Origin of the sequence: Robiginitalea sp. SC105, from assembly GCF_014243345.1 — a bacterium.
Classification (GTDB): domain Bacteria; phylum Bacteroidota; class Bacteroidia; order Flavobacteriales; family Flavobacteriaceae; genus Robiginitalea.
The window spans coordinates 1,271,138-1,285,295 of record NZ_JACLZF010000002.1; the positions used below are offsets into that span (position 1 = coordinate 1,271,138).

The following is a 14,158-nucleotide window of genomic DNA, read 5'->3' on the forward strand; positions in this document are numbered from 1 at the left end:
GTGCTTAATATACGCGTTCCCGGCCAAAATATGGGCTTCCCCGGGAGGCCATAATCTTAAAACTTTGCGAAATTCTCATAAAATATGTATAAGTAGGATGCCCGTCTTTTGGAAAAGAGCGCAGAAAAGCTTATAATGAGAAGATGTTAACTTAAAATCCTATATACGTACATGAGGCAATTAAAAATTGTCAAGCAGGTTACAAACCGGGAGTCCAAATCGCTTGACAAGTACCTGCAAGATATAAGTAAGATAGATTTAATAACCGCCAATGAAGAAGTAGAACTCGCGCAGCGAATTAAACAGGGAGACCAGGTCGCTTTGGAAAAGCTTACCAAGGCCAACCTGCGCTTTGTGGTATCTGTTGCCAAGCAGTACCAGAATCAGGGCCTGAAACTGCCTGACCTGATAAATGAGGGGAATGTCGGCCTGGTAAAGGCTGCCAAACGCTTTGATGAAACGCGCGGTTTCAAATTTATCTCGTATGCTGTTTGGTGGATCCGCCAGTCAATCCTTCAGGCGCTTGCCGAACAGTCCAGGGTGGTACGCCTTCCTTTGAACAAGATCGGTTCCATTAACAAGATCAAAAAGACATTTTCCTACCTGGAACAGGCCCATGAACGGCCACCTTCAGCAGAGGAAATCGCCAAGGAACTCGATATGACCGTCAGTGAGGTCAAACAATCCATAAAAAATTCCGGGCGCCATGTCAGTATGGATGCCCCGCTGCGCGAAGGGGAAGATTCCAACCTCTATGACGTCCTTCGTTCGGGCGAGTCGCCCAAGCCGGACAAATCCCTGATGCTGCAGTCGCTGAATACTGAAATCAACCGCGCTCTGGAGACCCTGTCACCCAGGGAAGCCGATGTAGTTAAGCTCTACTACGGGATCGGGGACCAGCAATCCATGACCCTTGCAGAAATCGGGCAAACCTTTGACCTGACGCGGGAACGCGTCCGGCAGATCCGCGAAAAGGCGATTCGAAAATTGCGGCATCATTCAAGGAGTAAATTGCTCAAAGCGTATTTGGGATAATAAAAAAAAGCGGCATTTCTGCCGCTTTTTTCTTTACACACTAAACATTAAGAACAGCTAAGCCTGCTGATATTAAAATCGAGCAGCATTTCATTCAGGGCCTGTATAAAGTCCATATAGGCCGCATTGTCTTCATTGTAGTTTGCCATAATATTGGGGATTTGGGGTTCAGGTAACCAACTGACCTGTCTACAGGTAATCCAGTTCGGCCAGTTCGTTTAAACTTAATATTTCATTTAATTCTCGGAGAAATGTCAGGTATTCCTCCCCGTAGGTATCGTATAACATGGTAAGTTTGGTTTCGGTTACGCTTCGTCTAATGATTCGGGATACTCAATAACACTGGATTAAACCTAATTTAATTCCCATGGCCCGCCAAGATTTTGTGGTGAAAGAGGCCATTGTTGTTGACAAGGAGGTTTTAGGGGTGGTTAATACCCGGAACCAATACCGGCAGTGCAATCCGGCGCCAGAAGCCGGGAAAAATCGCGATATTAAACACTTGGGTCTCGGCTCATTGACAATTTTACCAGTAATGGAACCACATATTACCCGGACGCCGGGATTTCACGAATATTTTTGAAATCCGGGGTGAAATTTGCAAATCTGCTGCCATAACTCCGCGTTCCTGCAGGCATTTCCGGAGATTCTTCTGATCCGACCGGCTCGCCGCACAAAAGCCCCCCCGTTTGGTTTCGCAGGCGGTTTTCCAGGATATTGCAGGATTCCAGGGCCTTCGCCCTTATTTCGGGGATCTCGTCCTCTGTCAGTGACCTGAGAAAGGCCAGTTCCTTGGATTCCCCTACTTCCGGGATCGCATCGATCAGGATGAGCCTGGACTCCAAGTCACATTTTTCATAGAATTCCCGTACAATCGAAAACCTTTCCGCCGAGGTGGTTCTGTTCAGGTCTGCCCTGAAATAGCCGGGTTCGCCTGTGGCCTTTGCAGGGAGGCCATTGAGTTCGAATAGCGGGCTGCTGGACCTTCCGCCACCTTCTCGCCTTCGGGTCCCAACATGTGGGTTTTCAACGCGGTTGATACCGGTCTTTGATACCCGGGAGACTTTGATCTTTTCATCCTCCATAACATGAATCTTTTTCAGCTGCCGCCATGGCGTTTGCGAAGGATTTCCAGTTCCTGGTCCATGAAGCGTTCCAGTTGCGGATACCCCAGCACCAGTTCCCGGTGGCTGCTGGCAATTTCTTCCAGACCCCGGTTTTGCAGGCTTAGGCGGTGGATGCGCTCCACGTCTTCCAGCCACCTGCCGGCCCGGATCAACTTCAGGTCCTCCTGTACCTTGCGGGAAGCCGCCTGGATTTCCCTGAAATCCCCATTAGGGATATGGATCCTGAGTCTTCCCAGAAATTCCAGCAGGTTGTTTTTAAGCAGTGCCATCAGGTCTTTCAGCATCCCCAAATCCCCCTTACATTCTTCCCAGAGCAGCAGCAGATCGGCTTCGCCTTCGGTATATGCGGCCTTGTTTTGATGCGTCCCTGGTTGCTGGCTGTTTTTGATGGTGCGGCAGATTTTATCATGTAATTCATCCGGGGCATAAGGCCTGACTCGCATCTTATCCACCGGGTAGGGAATCCGGAACACAAAGCATGTGCCCTTGCCCGGTTCGCTTTCGACCCAGATGCTCCCCCCCTGCCGTTCGATGAGTTCCTTGACAATGCTCAGCCCCAGCCCATGGCCCGGTAAACGGGTTTGCAGGGGATGGGATGTCTGTTGGAAAGCATTGATAATCCCCGGGGTGTCGCTTTCGGAGATCCCCGTCCCAATATCTTTCACCTCCCCGTGAAGCGTACAGATTCCCATCCGAACTTCGGAGCGGACCCGCAATGCGATGTTTCCTTTATCGACGTTTTTTATGGCATTACCCAGCAGGGTCATCAAGATTTTGGAAAGCTCGGAGGGGTCTCCAATGAGGGTCCCTGGAAGCATGGGATCAATCTCCGCATGGAAGGCGACACTCTTTCGGACAATCAGGGTCCGGCAAAGGTAGGCCACTTCTTCAAGGACCTGCTTTGGGCTGAAAGGGATAGTGACGGTATTTTCAATCCCAGCTCGGAGCCTGGAATAATCCTGGAGCTCGTTGATGATTTCGAGCATGGAGTGAGCTGCAGAACGGATGGCGCTTGCAAACTCTTGTTGTTGGGGGTTCAGCCCACTCTCCGCAAACAGGTCCGAAAAACCGATGATCCCGTTTAGCGGTGTCTGGATTTCATGGCTCACTGAAGCAATCAGCAAGTGGGCATCCTTCCCGTTGTTTGTATCCGTATCCGGGGTTTCCCAGGAACCGGGATTCCAGATTTTCTCTTCGAGCTGCTTTCGGAATGATTCAAAGCGCATTTTGAGGGACTTGGCTTCTTCGATGCTCAATTGATCAAAAGAAAATTCTTCGAGGGAAGTTCGCAACGCGGCGATCTGATGGAGCAGGCCATGGGAATTGGTTGTCATGGATTGGGTTTTACCGGTTGGTTTTTCTGGGGTTCTGGTAAAAATCCGCATTAGCCCCAGGGCCTACAATTAAATGTTCCCTATCTTGCCCATGGTGTTGTAAAACCCAGTTATTTGTTGGTAAAACCATTTCACTTTATGAAGCTCTCGCGCATACTCCCCCTGTTATTGCTGGCAGCAGCCTGCGGAAAATCGGATAAAACACCTGAACTCTCCCTGGAGGAAAGGGCCCGTGCCATCCACGACGCGGTAATCACTATCGACACCCACGACGATATTGACGTAGCTAATTTTACGGATAGCATCAACTATACCCAACGCCTTGAAAACCAGGTAAACCTTCCCAAAATGGAGGCGGGAGGACTGGATGTGGCCTGGTTCATTGTATACACCGGCCAGGATACCCTTACCCCGGAAGGTTACGAACAGGCTGCTGAAAATGCGATGTCCAAGTTCGCGGCCATCCACCGGCTCTGTGAGGAAATCGCTCCCGATCAGATCGGTTTGGCCCTCACCGCGGCGGAGGTTCGGGAAATCCATGGCTCCGGACGTAAAGTGGCAATGATCGGCGTCGAAAATGCCTACCCCATGGGGACGGACCTGGCAAATTTTGAACGCTACCATGACCTGGGGGCTCGTTATGTATCCCTGGCGCATAACGGGCACAGCCAGTTTTCGGATTCCAACACGGGAGAAGAAGACGGAATTTGGTTGCACGATGGCTTAAGTGACCTTGGCAAAGAAGCTGTAAAAGAGATGAATAGACTAGGCATCATGATTGATATTTCCCATCCCTCCAAAGCGGCCTCCCTGCAGATGATGGAATTGTCCGAAGTCCCGCTGATCGCCTCCCACTCTTCTGCTCGGGCTCTTTGCGATCACAGCAGGAACCTGGATGATGAGCAACTGCTCAAATTAAAGGAAAACGGAGGAGTGGTCCAGACAGTGGCATTTGCCAGCTACCTAAACGAGTCAAAGAGTGCGGCCCGGGCCGATTATTTGCGGGACCTGCAGCGGGAAATTGCGGATTCCCTCGGGCTGGAATGGTATGAGCGCTCCCAGTTGAGGAGTCTAACCAGCGAACAGCGTAAAGCCTTTAGGGAATCCTACATGCGCGTCCGGAACATGGCTGACAGCCTGGCCAATACGCGTGAAGATGCCCCCCCTGCGGTCAATGTGGCCGATTTTGTGGACCATATCGACTATATGGTCGCGCTTATAGGGATTGACCATGTGGGCATAAGTTCCGATTTTGACGGTGGCGGCGGTATCGAGGGCTGGTCCGATGCATCCGAGACGTTCAACGTTACCCTGGAACTTGTAAAGAGGGGCTATACGGAGGATCAGATACGGAAACTCTGGGGTGGAAACCTGCTTCGGGTGCTCGAAGAAGTACAGGCTTTTGCAGCATCCCGGAATCAGGACTGATTCTCCCTGGCCAACCGGTCCTTCACGAACTCCACCCGGGTTTTCCCATGGGGCTTTGGTTTTCCGTTTTCATCCAGGTTGACCACGATAAGCTGATCGACCGTTACGATGGTTTCGTGGTTCATTTTATTGCGAGCCTCACAGCGCAGGGTCAGTGAAGACTGGCCGAATTTGACCACCTCGATGCCGATCTCCACGATGTCCCCCGATTCGGCGGTACTCATGAAGTTTATTTCCGACATGTACTTGGTGACGATCTTTTTATTTTCGAGCTGGATAATACTGTAGAGGATGGCTTCTTCATCGATCCAGGAGAGCAGGCGACCCCCGAAAAGGGTCCCGTTGGCATTCAGGTCCCCTGGCTTGACCCATTTTCTCGTATTGAAACGCATAATTGGCTGATTTTACAGTAAAGATATCCCAAGGCAGATGGCATTGATGTTGCGGTTATGTTAATTCCGGCGCGAATTCAATATTCATAAATTTTGTTAAGCTCAAAATAAAGTTTTCACAAATCCACTGGTCCCGGGATGAAGAGTTCATACCTTAAGGGAAACTTAATCGCAATAAACAATGTATACGCTGGTCAAAATGGCCATCGCCCTGGCCTTGTCCTTGCTCTCCTTCCTCTTCTGATCGGGAAACCCTGTACGAACCGCCTTTGTTCATAAAGCCGTTAACAACTCTGGGTATTCGGATTCGTCACCGGAAGCAGAATGCCTAATTTTATAGAAACTTCGCGTCATGAGCACCCGATCATCCGATTGCCTCGGGATCCGGCCGCACATATCCCAAGCCGCCTCGCATCCCGGCATGTCCCAGGACGAACAATTTCAGAATACCACCCTGCGACCTGTCATCAAACTACAGAATGACCTCCTCCTTGCCGCATTCCGCAATTATGCGGTAAAGCACAAAGGGCACTTTTTTGAGCTCGGGGTGGAAAAAAAGCTCCATTACATTGAAAATGCCATCCAGAAGGACATCAAATTCCGAAACTCCCTCAAGGGGATGGTTATTGGCCAGTTTACCCTCGAGGAATACGGCGCTTATACTTCCAACTCCTCTGCGCTCAACAAGCGTATGATGCAGATGGTTATCGAGCGGATCAAGGATCAGGTGCAGCTCCTGGAAGTACCCTCACTGGTCCAGTAGGGACTCCCCGTTCAGATTCGTTGTAAGGATTTGGCTCATCAAGTCAAACCAGGGGCGGACAGCACGGTAGTACCCGTCCAGGGTATCGGCAAATGCGGAATCGGTTACTTCCCCATCGCTCAGTTCCCTGACAAAGATAAATTGCTTATGCCGGATCAAATCGATATCCGGGTGGTCCCTGCCAAACCCTTTAGGGGCGGTTTTTACGGCATCTCCTTTCAGGTTTCCCCAAGCTTGCCGGAAGCCCGGTTTTTCGATACACTCCCGGAATTCGGACGCATCCTGTTCGAGTTCCTGCCGGATACGCAAGAGGTCCGGGGGGCGCGGGTCCCAGAAACCAACGGCTGCAAAGGATTCCCCGGGGCGTATCCGGAGGTAATACCCGCCACGCAAATGGGCCCCGGCCCGGGAAAAAGACCCGGCAAAATGCGCTTTGTAGGGGGTTTTATCTGCAGAAAAACGCACGTCCCGGTAAATACGGAAAAGCTTGACGCGTTCTATTTCATCGTGTTCCCGCAGCCGGTCGGCGATATCATTATAAAAATTTTTAACCTGGCCCTGAACCTTCCGGAACCGGGGTTTGTGTTTCTCAAACCAATCCCGGTTGTTGTTGGTTTTCAGTTCGCTCAGGAAATCCAGTACCCCGGGTGTTATCCCTGTATTTTCCATACGACCAATACTTGTGCGCCCTTGCTGGCAGCAGCATGACCGGGCATAGAGTGCTAAAGTTACGCAAATATGGCGGGGGTCGTAAATATTAATACCTACATTTGAGAAGCATAGCGATAGGAATAATGGATAAAAAAGCAATTGTTCGAGAGATTGAAGCACACAAGGATAATCCCGCATTAAGATTTCGGTTGAAAAAAAGGACCGAACAGTTTACCGACCTGCTATTTCTCACACTTTTTGACCAGGAAACCCCGGTTTCGGAAAACCTGGACCGGCTGGAGGTGGCGTTCCGGGAATTGGTGGACCTGGCGTGCTGGGAAAAGGAGAAACCCTGTAAGGAAATTTGGGCGAGCTACGTTGGGAAACTACCGGAGATCCTGGAGAAACTGAACCTGGATGCCCGCGCCATCGCAGCCTGCGACCCGGCTTCCCTGTCGCTGGAAGAAGTCTACATGGCGTACCCGGGCTTTTACGCGATAGCTATTTACCGGTTGTCCCATGAGCTTTACGGCATGGGGTTCCCGATGGTGCCCCGCCTGATGACCGAATACGCGCATAGCCGCACCGGCGTGGATATCAACCCGGGGGCCCGGATCGGGCGTTCCTTCTTTATCGACCATGCCACGGGCGTGGTTATCGGGGAAACTGCCATCATCCACGACAATGTGAAGATCTACCAGGGGGTAACCCTTGGGGCGCTCTATGTGGCCAAAAAATTACAGCAGACCAAACGGCACCCCACCATTGAAAACAATGTAACCATCTACGCCAACGCCACCATCCTGGGGGGCGACACCGTCATAGGGGCCAACTCAGTAATTGGAGGGAACGCCTGGCTGACTGCCTCTGTCCCTCCGAACTCAACCGTTTTTCATTCCCCCGAAATCCGGATCAAAACCGAAAAGCATGCGGGGTAGCCTCGAAGACCTGGTGGGGAATACCCCACTGGTACGCTCAAGAAAACTCGTCACAAAACCGGGGGTTTCCCTGTATTTCAAGCTGGAGGGACAGAACCCGGGGGGCAGTGTAAAGGACCGGGCTGCACTGAATATGATCCGCGGCATGCTCGACCGGGGGGAAATCGGGCCCGAAAGCAAATTAATCGAAGCGACCAGCGGCAATACGGGGATTGCCCTGGCGATGATCGCCCGGCTGTACGACCTGGACCTGGAACTGGTAATGCCGGAAAACGCAACCGCCGAAAGGGTTCAGACCATGCGGGCCTACGGGGCAAAAGTAACCCTGACCCCTTCGGATATCGGAATTGAGGGAGCCCGTGATTATGCGGAGGAACGGGTCCGCGAGGCAGGCTATAAAATGTTCGACCAGTTCTCCAACCCGGATAACTGGAAGGCGCACTACAAATCCACCGGACCGGAAATCTGGAGGGACACGGCAGGCGAAATCACGCATTTTGTCTCCTCCATGGGCACTACAGGCACCATTATGGGTACCAGTACCTACCTGAAGGAACAAAACCCGGATGTCCAGATCGTAGGGGTACAACCCGATGACCAGGCGAGCATCCCCGGTATCCGCAAATGGCCCCAGGCCTATCTGCCAAAGATCTACCAGCCCAACCGGGTAGACCGAATCATGGAGGTGACCGAAGAGGAAGCCCGTTTAACGGCCCGTGCCCTTGCCTCGGAAGAAGGCATTTTCGCGGGGATGAGCAGCGGCGGCGCTACTTCGGCAGCCATGCGACTGGCTGCTGAATTAGATCAGGGGTGTATCGTCTCCATCGTCTGCGACCGGGGGGACCGCTACCTATCGTCCGACCTGTTTGAATAAAAAAAACGCCCGAAGGCGTTTTTTTCTGGTCAAAGGCGGTTTGGTTATTCAGGCAGGGGAAACTATTTGGAGGACGTGGTTTCTGAGGTCATCCTTTCATAGGTATCTATGTAAAAGTTGATCGTATTCCCTTCGTTGTCCGTATAAATCAGGCTTTCCTTGGCTTCTAACTTCCAGTCGTCCTTCATGATGGAAACCGCTTCGAGGATCTGCAGGGAATTCCCGTTGTCAACTGCGACAAAGATTTCCTCATTGTTCGTTACAAGCACGAAATCGGAATCGTTATGACTGACGCTCGGCTTGGTATAGCGGAATTTGAGCGTTTCGTCGTAGTCGCTGTCGGCATCATTGTCAATCCATACCTGCTTGGTCACATGCTTCTCAGGATAGACCCGGTCCTGGTTGACCTGGTTCTCGTCCTCTTTGCTGAGTGCAAGTTCCTGGGAACGCATGGTTTCGATTTTCACCTTATTGGTTACCTGGGTGTCCCCCTGGTCAATGGTATAGGATTTCATGGTGGTCTCGGAGCTGATGGTTGCATCTTTCTTGTCCATCATCTCCTTCTCCTGGGCGGTTCCCAGGACAGGCAGTGCTAAAATTGCGGTTATTGCTAGTGTTCTTAAAATTCTCATATATATCTGTATTTTCTGATTCGTTAATCTTTGTGTGCGTGTTCGGGCTTGTCCTGACGGCTTACAGGCCATCAGGCAACTGCTTCTTTCAAGCGCTCGGCTGGTGTCTTATTCCAGGCATCCAGCATCCAGCTCATTTTTTCGAGTTCGCGGATGTATGCGCCAATCAAATCGATGGTGCCTTCATCCCCTACGGAATCTGCAAGTTCCACCACCCGGGACATTTGCCTGAGCAGCACTTCATGGGCTTTGAGAATCTCATGTACCATTTCAGTATCTTTCAGCGTACTGTCACTCTCCTCAATTGAAGAAGCTTCCAGGTAAGCGCTCAAATTGCTCATCGGATGGTACCGAAGCGTAAGGATACGCTCTGCGATCTCGTCGATTTTGGTTCTGGCATCCTCATACAATTCCTCAAACTTTTCATGCAGGTCAAAGAAATTCTGACCGAGGATGTTCCAGTGGAAATTCCGTAATTTCTGATAATATAGGTGGTAGTCCGCCAGTAGCGTATTGAGTTCGACTACTACGGGCAGAAGCTTTTCCTCATTGATATTCAAATAATTCATCTTATTGACTTGTTTAGAGTTATATTTCATTTTTATCGATTTGCAAAAGTTCTCCGGGAAGTTTTCGTTCATTGCCTCCCATAAAACCCAATTGCAACCAACACTTTTAATATAACATTATAATATGTTGATAACAAGTCATTTAACAAGACTTAACAGGGTTTGTGAAGAATTTGGTTAATAAGTGTTAAGGCCCAAAGCGGCTTTGGGAAAACCTTAACGCCAACTAAGGTCCCCTTTAACGCCCTCGGGCGCCTGACAGAAGATTACATCAAAACTGGCTGGAAGATCAGAGCCATCCTTTCCGTCGGAAATAAAGGATCAGGGCGATAAAAATCACTCCCATGAGCCCCCAAACGCCGAAGTATCCGTATTTCCATTTCAGTTCCGGCATGTATTCAAAATTCATCCCGTAGATCCCTGCTATAAAAGTCAGGGGGATGAAAATGGAAGCCATGATGGTAAGGACCTTCATCACTTCGTTCATTCGGTTGCTCACGCTGCTCATATACATATCCATCAGGCTGAAGGCCATTTCCCGCTGCAGTTGCAGGGTTTCGTGAATTTCGTTGGCGTGGTCCAGGGCGTCCCTCAGGAACAGGCGGGTATCCTTGGTAATCAAAGGGGAGTCGGATTCAATCAACCGGGCAATCAGGTCTCGGACAGGAGCCATCCAGCCCCTGAGGGAGATGATCTCCTTTCGGAGTTGCTGGATCTTAAAAGCGGTATGGGAATTGGGTTTCAGATATATCTCGTCCTCCAGGGCATCCAGTTTTTCCTCGGTCACCTCAAGGACCAGGAAATAATTGTCCACCAGGGCATCGAGGAGGGCAAAAAACAGGTAATCGGCTCCCCGGCTCCGGATGCGGCCGGAATGGGCTTCGATACGCTGGCGGACGCCGTCAAAAACGTCTTCCGCGATCTCCTGGAAAACAAACACGCGTTTTTCCTGAAGCACCAGGGCGACATGTTCCTTGATAATCCGCCGGTCTTCCGACAGGTAGAGCATTTTGAATACCCCAAAAATATAGGCCTCGTATTCATCGACCTTAGGTCGCTGATCCGTATTGACGATATCTTCTACAGTGAGTGCATTCAGATTGGCCAACTCCCCCAGACGGGTCATCAGCGCCTCATCGCTGAGCCCCACCACATTGACGAGCTCCGTGGTGGACGTGGGAATATTTTCCAGCATCTCGGGGCGCGTCAACTGTTCCTTCCGGTATTCTTCCTGGTTGTAGGTGAGCAATTCAATGCTGGAAACACCTCCTGAGCGCTCCCCCAGATAAGTGATCGTACCGGGAGCCTTACCGATTTTCCTGCGGCGTTGTTTGGATTTCCGGTTCTTCAACCCGATGCGGGTAGGAATCTTACGCGCCATGTTCGTCTTTTTTTCAAAGTTAGTAAACTAGGTGGTTCCGGCCTTGAAGACAGTCCGGACCAAATGCAGCCCGGAGGCAGGTGCCACCCGCTGGCTGCTCCAGCCCTCCCCCGTTTCCAGGCATGACTGCAGGGTTTCCGGCCGGACCTCCCCCCTGCCAACAGCCACGAGGGCCGCCATGATCAGCCGTACCTGGTTCCGGCCAAATCCGGGGCCGCTGATTTCGAGCATATCTGCCCTGAATCCTGTTTCAATTCCGGGGACCACCTCCCCTGATACGATCCGGCATTCGTCAATCTGCCGCACATATTTCTTCTCGGGGGTCGGGCTTGCCGTAAAACACCGGAAATCGCGGGTGCCTATAAAAAGCCGGGCGGCCTCTTCAAGGGGGTGCAGTTCCGGGATCCCCGGCAGGTAGGCCACAAAAGGGGCCACATAGGGGTCCGGAGGCCCCTTCCTGTAGAAATAATAGCGGTAGGTCTTTTGCTCGCAATCGCGGATGGGGTTGAATTCCCGGCTGACCTCATGCAGGGAGGAAGCCCTGATATCCGGGGGCAGATTCGCATTAAGCGCCTCCAGCAGGTTTCCGGCATGCGGTTTTTCAGGGCACCCGGCAATTACCAGTACCGCAAAATCCCGGGCAGAAACCCGGGCATCTGTACGCCCCGCCCCAATCAATTTTACCTGGGCTTCCGGAAGAGCAAAGCGGAAGGTCTTTTGGAGCATTCCGGAAACCGTGCGCTTCCCGGGTTGTTCCTGCCAGCCGTGAAAACGGAACCCGAGGAATTCCAGGCGAAGCAGGAAATGGTGTGAAGATGGTCTCCTCATAGGGTTTCGTGCTACGGATGAAATAGAAAAACCGCATCCTGACCGGAAACAGTCCGTCCGATGAACGGCCCTTTAACCCAGCTTCTTGGATTGGGAAAGGTTTTTTCACCACACCCTCGTGGCACTTCGCAACATTAGTGGTCGTTCGTCGAATTCCCTGAAATATAAGAAATCACCAGCCGTTCTTTAAGCAAATCAAAATTCCCCACATCTGTGAAAGCCTTAAAGAAGCTTTTTACCCCATCCGGATTCATTAACTGGAAATTCTGTTTGTATGCCAGCCTGCTGGTGTTGCCCATGCTGATCGTACTGAACTTTTACGGGTTGTATTCCAACCAGTTTTACCTGCTCAAAATCGATAATTATATCCTGCCGTTATTCAGCATCCTGCATTTTGTCTACCTCTACGCCATCCAGTTCAAGATCCGGGAAAACGAATACCCGGACCCCCAATTGCGGAATGTGGAATACGGGATGTATGCCGTACTTTTTATCTATCTCTTTAAAGGAGTGGATACCCTCTATATCCTGATGAGTTACGACGATTACGACTCCCACATCATTCCCGCCACGTTCCTGCCTGTAGGCCTGTTTATTTTAGCCCTGCACGTGGCACTGGTCTTTCTGACGGGAGCGGCCTTTCATTTCCGCCGCAACCTTGTCGGTGCCTTCAATTTTGATCAGATCAACGAAAACATCGATTCCTGGCAATAGGGCAGCCCTTAGAGCCCCCGGATATAGCTGCCGTACAGGTCGCCGAAGCGATACCCTTCCGAAAAGCGTTTTTTACTTAGTTTCTGGTAGTTTACGAGTCCCCAAAGGATAACCTCCTTCATAAAATAGCGATCGGCGGGATCCACATCCGGTTGATATTCCCGCAGCAAATCCTCCAGGGGGCGGACACTGTCCAGGGCGTCCCGGTAGGCACCGTCGGCCAGGTCGTCATCGAGTTCCAGCCCATCCCCTTCAAAGAACCACTGCACGATGCCATCGTACGGGCTCTCGGCATCCTTATGCTCCAATTTTTTTATTTCCGGGAAATGGTCTGCAAAAACTGTTTTCACTGCGTCTTCAATGAGCAATTGGGCCACGGAATCCGCTCCTTCCTGCTCCCCTTCGTAAACCAACTCGATCTTCCCGGTTATTGCGGGGATCACCCCCAAAAAGTCCGTGAGCCGCACGGTCGTTTCTGTATCCCCGTTTCGCAGCATCCGGCGTTCTGCGGTGCTGACCAGGTTTTCCAGGGCTGTGATGCTCGTTCGCGCACTCACCCCGCTTTTGCTGTCCACGTACTCGCTGTTGCGGGCTTCGAAACTAATTTGTTCCAACAAGTTGCGGGCCACCTCCGGGATTCGGATACCGGAAAGCTGATGGGTGTCCAGGGCCGCTTCCTGTTCGGTGATTTTACGGGCGGTGGGTATGTCTTCAGGATAGTGTGTCAGGATTTGCGACCCGATGCGGTCCTTGAGGGGGGTTACAATACTCCCCCGGTTCGTATAATCTTCAGGGTTGGCCGTAAAGACAAATTGCAGGTCCAGGGGCAGTCGGACCTTGAAGCCGCGTATCTGCACATCCCCCTCCTCCAGGATGTTGAAAAGCGCTACCTGTATACGCGATTGGAGGTCGGGCAACTCATTGATGGTAAAGATACACCGGTTGGCGCGCGGTATCATCCCAAAATGCACCACCCGGTCGTCCGCGTAGGATAACTTCAGGTTGGCGGCCTTTATGGGGTCCACATCCCCGATCAGGTCGGCCACCGTAACATCCGGGGTAGCGAGTTTTTCATAAAACCGTTCCGAACGGTGGACCCACGCGATTTCCGTCTTGTCGCCTTCTGCAGCGATCAGGTCTCTCGCATATCGGGAAATGGGTTTCAGCGGGTCGTCATGGATTTCCGAACCGGCCAATTCGGGCATCCACTCGTCCAGGAGCCCCACCATCAGGCGTGCCAGACGGGTTTTGGCCTGGCCCCGGAGTCCAAGCAGGTTGATGTGGTGACGGGAAAGGAGTGCCTGTTCCAATTGCGGGATCACTGTATTTTCATAGCCCCACACCCCCTCAAAGGCCGGCTGCCCGGAACGGATGCGCTCGATCAGGTTGGAGCGGATCTCGTCTTTGATGGACCGGGAGGTGTATCCCGACTTTTTCAATTCTCCGAGGGTACTTATTTCAGGGGCTTTTGATATCTCTTTTGTCATAGGTT

Annotated in this window: 16 protein-coding genes; 7 read left to right on the forward strand and 9 right to left on the reverse strand. The window is 51.5% G+C overall.

Going from position 1 to position 14,158, the window contains the following annotated elements; translation table 11 throughout:
• Positions 1-171 precede the first annotated feature (171 nt).
• Both H7F20_RS14645 and H7F20_RS14650 read left to right on the forward strand, forming a co-directional pair.
• Positions 172-1,035, forward strand: a complete 864-nt coding sequence (locus tag H7F20_RS14645; RefSeq protein WP_185786909.1) for an RNA polymerase sigma factor RpoD/SigA — start codon at positions 172-174, stop codon at positions 1,033-1,035.
• Positions 1,036-1,402: 367 nt separating this feature from the next.
• On the forward strand, positions 1,403-1,618 hold the full coding sequence (locus tag H7F20_RS14650; protein WP_185786910.1) for a hypothetical protein: 216 nt from the start codon (positions 1,403-1,405) through the stop codon (positions 1,616-1,618).
• On the opposite strand, the gene H7F20_RS14655 is transcribed toward H7F20_RS14650, so the two are convergent.
• Positions 1,584-2,120, reverse strand: a complete 537-nt coding sequence (locus H7F20_RS14655; RefSeq protein ID WP_185786911.1) for a hypothetical protein — start codon at positions 2,118-2,120, stop codon at positions 1,584-1,586. The genes H7F20_RS14650 and H7F20_RS14655 overlap by 35 nt on opposite strands.
• Before the next feature lie 14 nt (positions 2,121-2,134).
• Complete coding sequence (locus tag H7F20_RS14660; protein ID WP_185786912.1) at positions 2,135-3,496, reverse strand: HAMP domain-containing sensor histidine kinase; 1,362 nt, start codon at positions 3,494-3,496, stop codon at positions 2,135-2,137.
• A gap of 138 nt (positions 3,497-3,634) precedes the next feature.
• Here H7F20_RS14660 and H7F20_RS14665 point away from each other — a divergent pair, with 138 nt between their 5' ends.
• The gene (locus H7F20_RS14665; protein WP_185786913.1) at positions 3,635-4,924 is read left to right on the forward strand and encodes a dipeptidase; all 1,290 of its coding nucleotides are present in this window, start codon (positions 3,635-3,637) and stop codon (positions 4,922-4,924) included.
• Here the strand turns inward: H7F20_RS14665 and H7F20_RS14670 are convergent.
• Positions 4,915-5,316 carry an acyl-CoA thioesterase gene (locus H7F20_RS14670; protein WP_185786914.1) on the reverse strand — a complete coding sequence of 134 codons (402 nt, stop codon included), beginning with the start codon at positions 5,314-5,316 and terminating at the stop codon, positions 4,915-4,917. The two genes, H7F20_RS14665 and H7F20_RS14670, sit on opposite strands and share 10 nt — an antisense overlap.
• 352 nt (positions 5,317-5,668) lie before the next feature.
• On the opposite strand from H7F20_RS14670, the gene H7F20_RS14675 reads away from it, so the two are divergent.
• Entirely contained in the window at positions 5,669-6,079 is a 411-nt protein-coding gene (locus H7F20_RS14675; protein ID WP_185786915.1) for a glyoxalase, read from the forward strand.
• On the opposite strand, the gene H7F20_RS14680 is transcribed toward H7F20_RS14675, so the two are convergent.
• Positions 6,065-6,748 carry a DUF2461 domain-containing protein gene (locus H7F20_RS14680; protein ID WP_185786916.1) on the reverse strand — a complete coding sequence of 228 codons (684 nt, stop codon included), beginning with the start codon at positions 6,746-6,748 and terminating at the stop codon, positions 6,065-6,067. The genes H7F20_RS14675 and H7F20_RS14680 overlap by 15 nt on opposite strands.
• A gap of 125 nt (positions 6,749-6,873) precedes the next feature.
• Here H7F20_RS14680 and epsC point away from each other — a divergent pair, with 125 nt between their 5' ends.
• Positions 6,874-7,668, forward strand: coding sequence for a serine O-acetyltransferase EpsC (gene epsC, locus H7F20_RS14685; protein ID WP_185786917.1), 795 nt, complete (start codon positions 6,874-6,876; stop codon positions 7,666-7,668).
• Complete coding sequence (gene cysM / locus H7F20_RS14690; RefSeq protein ID WP_185786918.1) at positions 7,658-8,542, forward strand: cysteine synthase CysM; 885 nt, start codon at positions 7,658-7,660, stop codon at positions 8,540-8,542. Before epsC ends, cysM begins: the two co-directional genes overlap by 11 nt.
• Positions 8,543-8,604: 62 nt before the next feature.
• Here the strand turns inward: cysM and H7F20_RS14695 are convergent, their stop codons facing one another.
• The 4 genes from H7F20_RS14695 to H7F20_RS14710 form a co-directional block, all read right to left on the reverse strand.
• Positions 8,605-9,174: a hypothetical protein gene (locus H7F20_RS14695; protein WP_185786919.1), complete on the reverse strand. Its 570-nt coding sequence runs from the start codon at positions 9,172-9,174 to the stop codon at positions 8,605-8,607.
• Between the two features lie 71 nt (positions 9,175-9,245).
• Positions 9,246-9,743 (reverse strand): Dps family protein, encoded by a 498-nt coding sequence (locus H7F20_RS14700; RefSeq protein WP_185787180.1) that lies wholly within the window; start codon positions 9,741-9,743, stop codon positions 9,246-9,248.
• Positions 9,744-10,032: 289 nt separating this feature from the next.
• Positions 10,033-11,124, reverse strand: coding sequence for a magnesium/cobalt transporter CorA (gene corA / locus H7F20_RS14705; protein WP_185786920.1), 1,092 nt, complete (start codon positions 11,122-11,124; stop codon positions 10,033-10,035).
• A gap of 27 nt (positions 11,125-11,151) precedes the next feature.
• Complete coding sequence (locus tag H7F20_RS14710; RefSeq protein WP_185786921.1) at positions 11,152-11,952, reverse strand: tRNA pseudouridine(38-40) synthase TruA; 801 nt, start codon at positions 11,950-11,952, stop codon at positions 11,152-11,154.
• A gap of 213 nt (positions 11,953-12,165) precedes the next feature.
• Here H7F20_RS14710 and H7F20_RS14715 point away from each other — a divergent pair, with 213 nt between their 5' ends.
• Positions 12,166-12,666, forward strand: a complete 501-nt coding sequence (locus tag H7F20_RS14715; RefSeq protein ID WP_185786922.1) for a hypothetical protein — start codon at positions 12,166-12,168, stop codon at positions 12,664-12,666.
• Positions 12,667-12,674: 8 nt separating this feature from the next.
• On the opposite strand, the gene H7F20_RS14720 is transcribed toward H7F20_RS14715, so the two are convergent.
• Positions 12,675-14,153, reverse strand: a complete 1,479-nt coding sequence (locus tag H7F20_RS14720) for an AAA family ATPase (protein WP_185786923.1) — start codon at positions 14,151-14,153, stop codon at positions 12,675-12,677.
• Positions 14,154-14,158: the final 5 nt, after the last annotated feature.

Coding starts and splice junctions, on each gene's coding strand:
- H7F20_RS14645 (WP_185786909.1), top strand. CDS start 172: ATGAGGCAATTAAAAATTGTCAAGCAGGTTACAAACCGGGAGTCCAAA.
- H7F20_RS14650 (WP_185786910.1), top strand. CDS start 1,403: ATGGCCCGCCAAGATTTTGTGGTGAAAGAGGCCATTGTTGTTGACAAG.
- H7F20_RS14655 (WP_185786911.1), bottom strand. CDS start 2,120: ATGGAGGATGAAAAGATCAAAGTCTCCCGGGTATCAAAGACCGGTATC.
- H7F20_RS14660 (WP_185786912.1), bottom strand. CDS start 3,496: ATGACAACCAATTCCCATGGCCTGCTCCATCAGATCGCCGCGTTGCGA.
- H7F20_RS14665 (WP_185786913.1), top strand. CDS start 3,635: ATGAAGCTCTCGCGCATACTCCCCCTGTTATTGCTGGCAGCAGCCTGC.
- H7F20_RS14670 (WP_185786914.1), bottom strand. CDS start 5,316: ATGCGTTTCAATACGAGAAAATGGGTCAAGCCAGGGGACCTGAATGCC.
- H7F20_RS14675 (WP_185786915.1), top strand. CDS start 5,669: ATGAGCACCCGATCATCCGATTGCCTCGGGATCCGGCCGCACATATCC.
- H7F20_RS14680 (WP_185786916.1), bottom strand. CDS start 6,748: ATGGAAAATACAGGGATAACACCCGGGGTACTGGATTTCCTGAGCGAA.
- epsC (WP_185786917.1), top strand. CDS start 6,874: ATGGATAAAAAAGCAATTGTTCGAGAGATTGAAGCACACAAGGATAAT.
- cysM (WP_185786918.1), top strand. CDS start 7,658: ATGCGGGGTAGCCTCGAAGACCTGGTGGGGAATACCCCACTGGTACGC.
- H7F20_RS14695 (WP_185786919.1), bottom strand. CDS start 9,174: ATGAGAATTTTAAGAACACTAGCAATAACCGCAATTTTAGCACTGCCT.
- H7F20_RS14700 (WP_185787180.1), bottom strand. CDS start 9,743: ATGAATTATTTGAATATCAATGAGGAAAAGCTTCTGCCCGTAGTAGTC.
- corA (WP_185786920.1), bottom strand. CDS start 11,124: ATGGCGCGTAAGATTCCTACCCGCATCGGGTTGAAGAACCGGAAATCC.
- H7F20_RS14710 (WP_185786921.1), bottom strand. CDS start 11,952: ATGAGGAGACCATCTTCACACCATTTCCTGCTTCGCCTGGAATTCCTC.
- H7F20_RS14720 (WP_185786923.1), bottom strand. CDS start 14,153: ATGACAAAAGAGATATCAAAAGCCCCTGAAATAAGTACCCTCGGAGAA.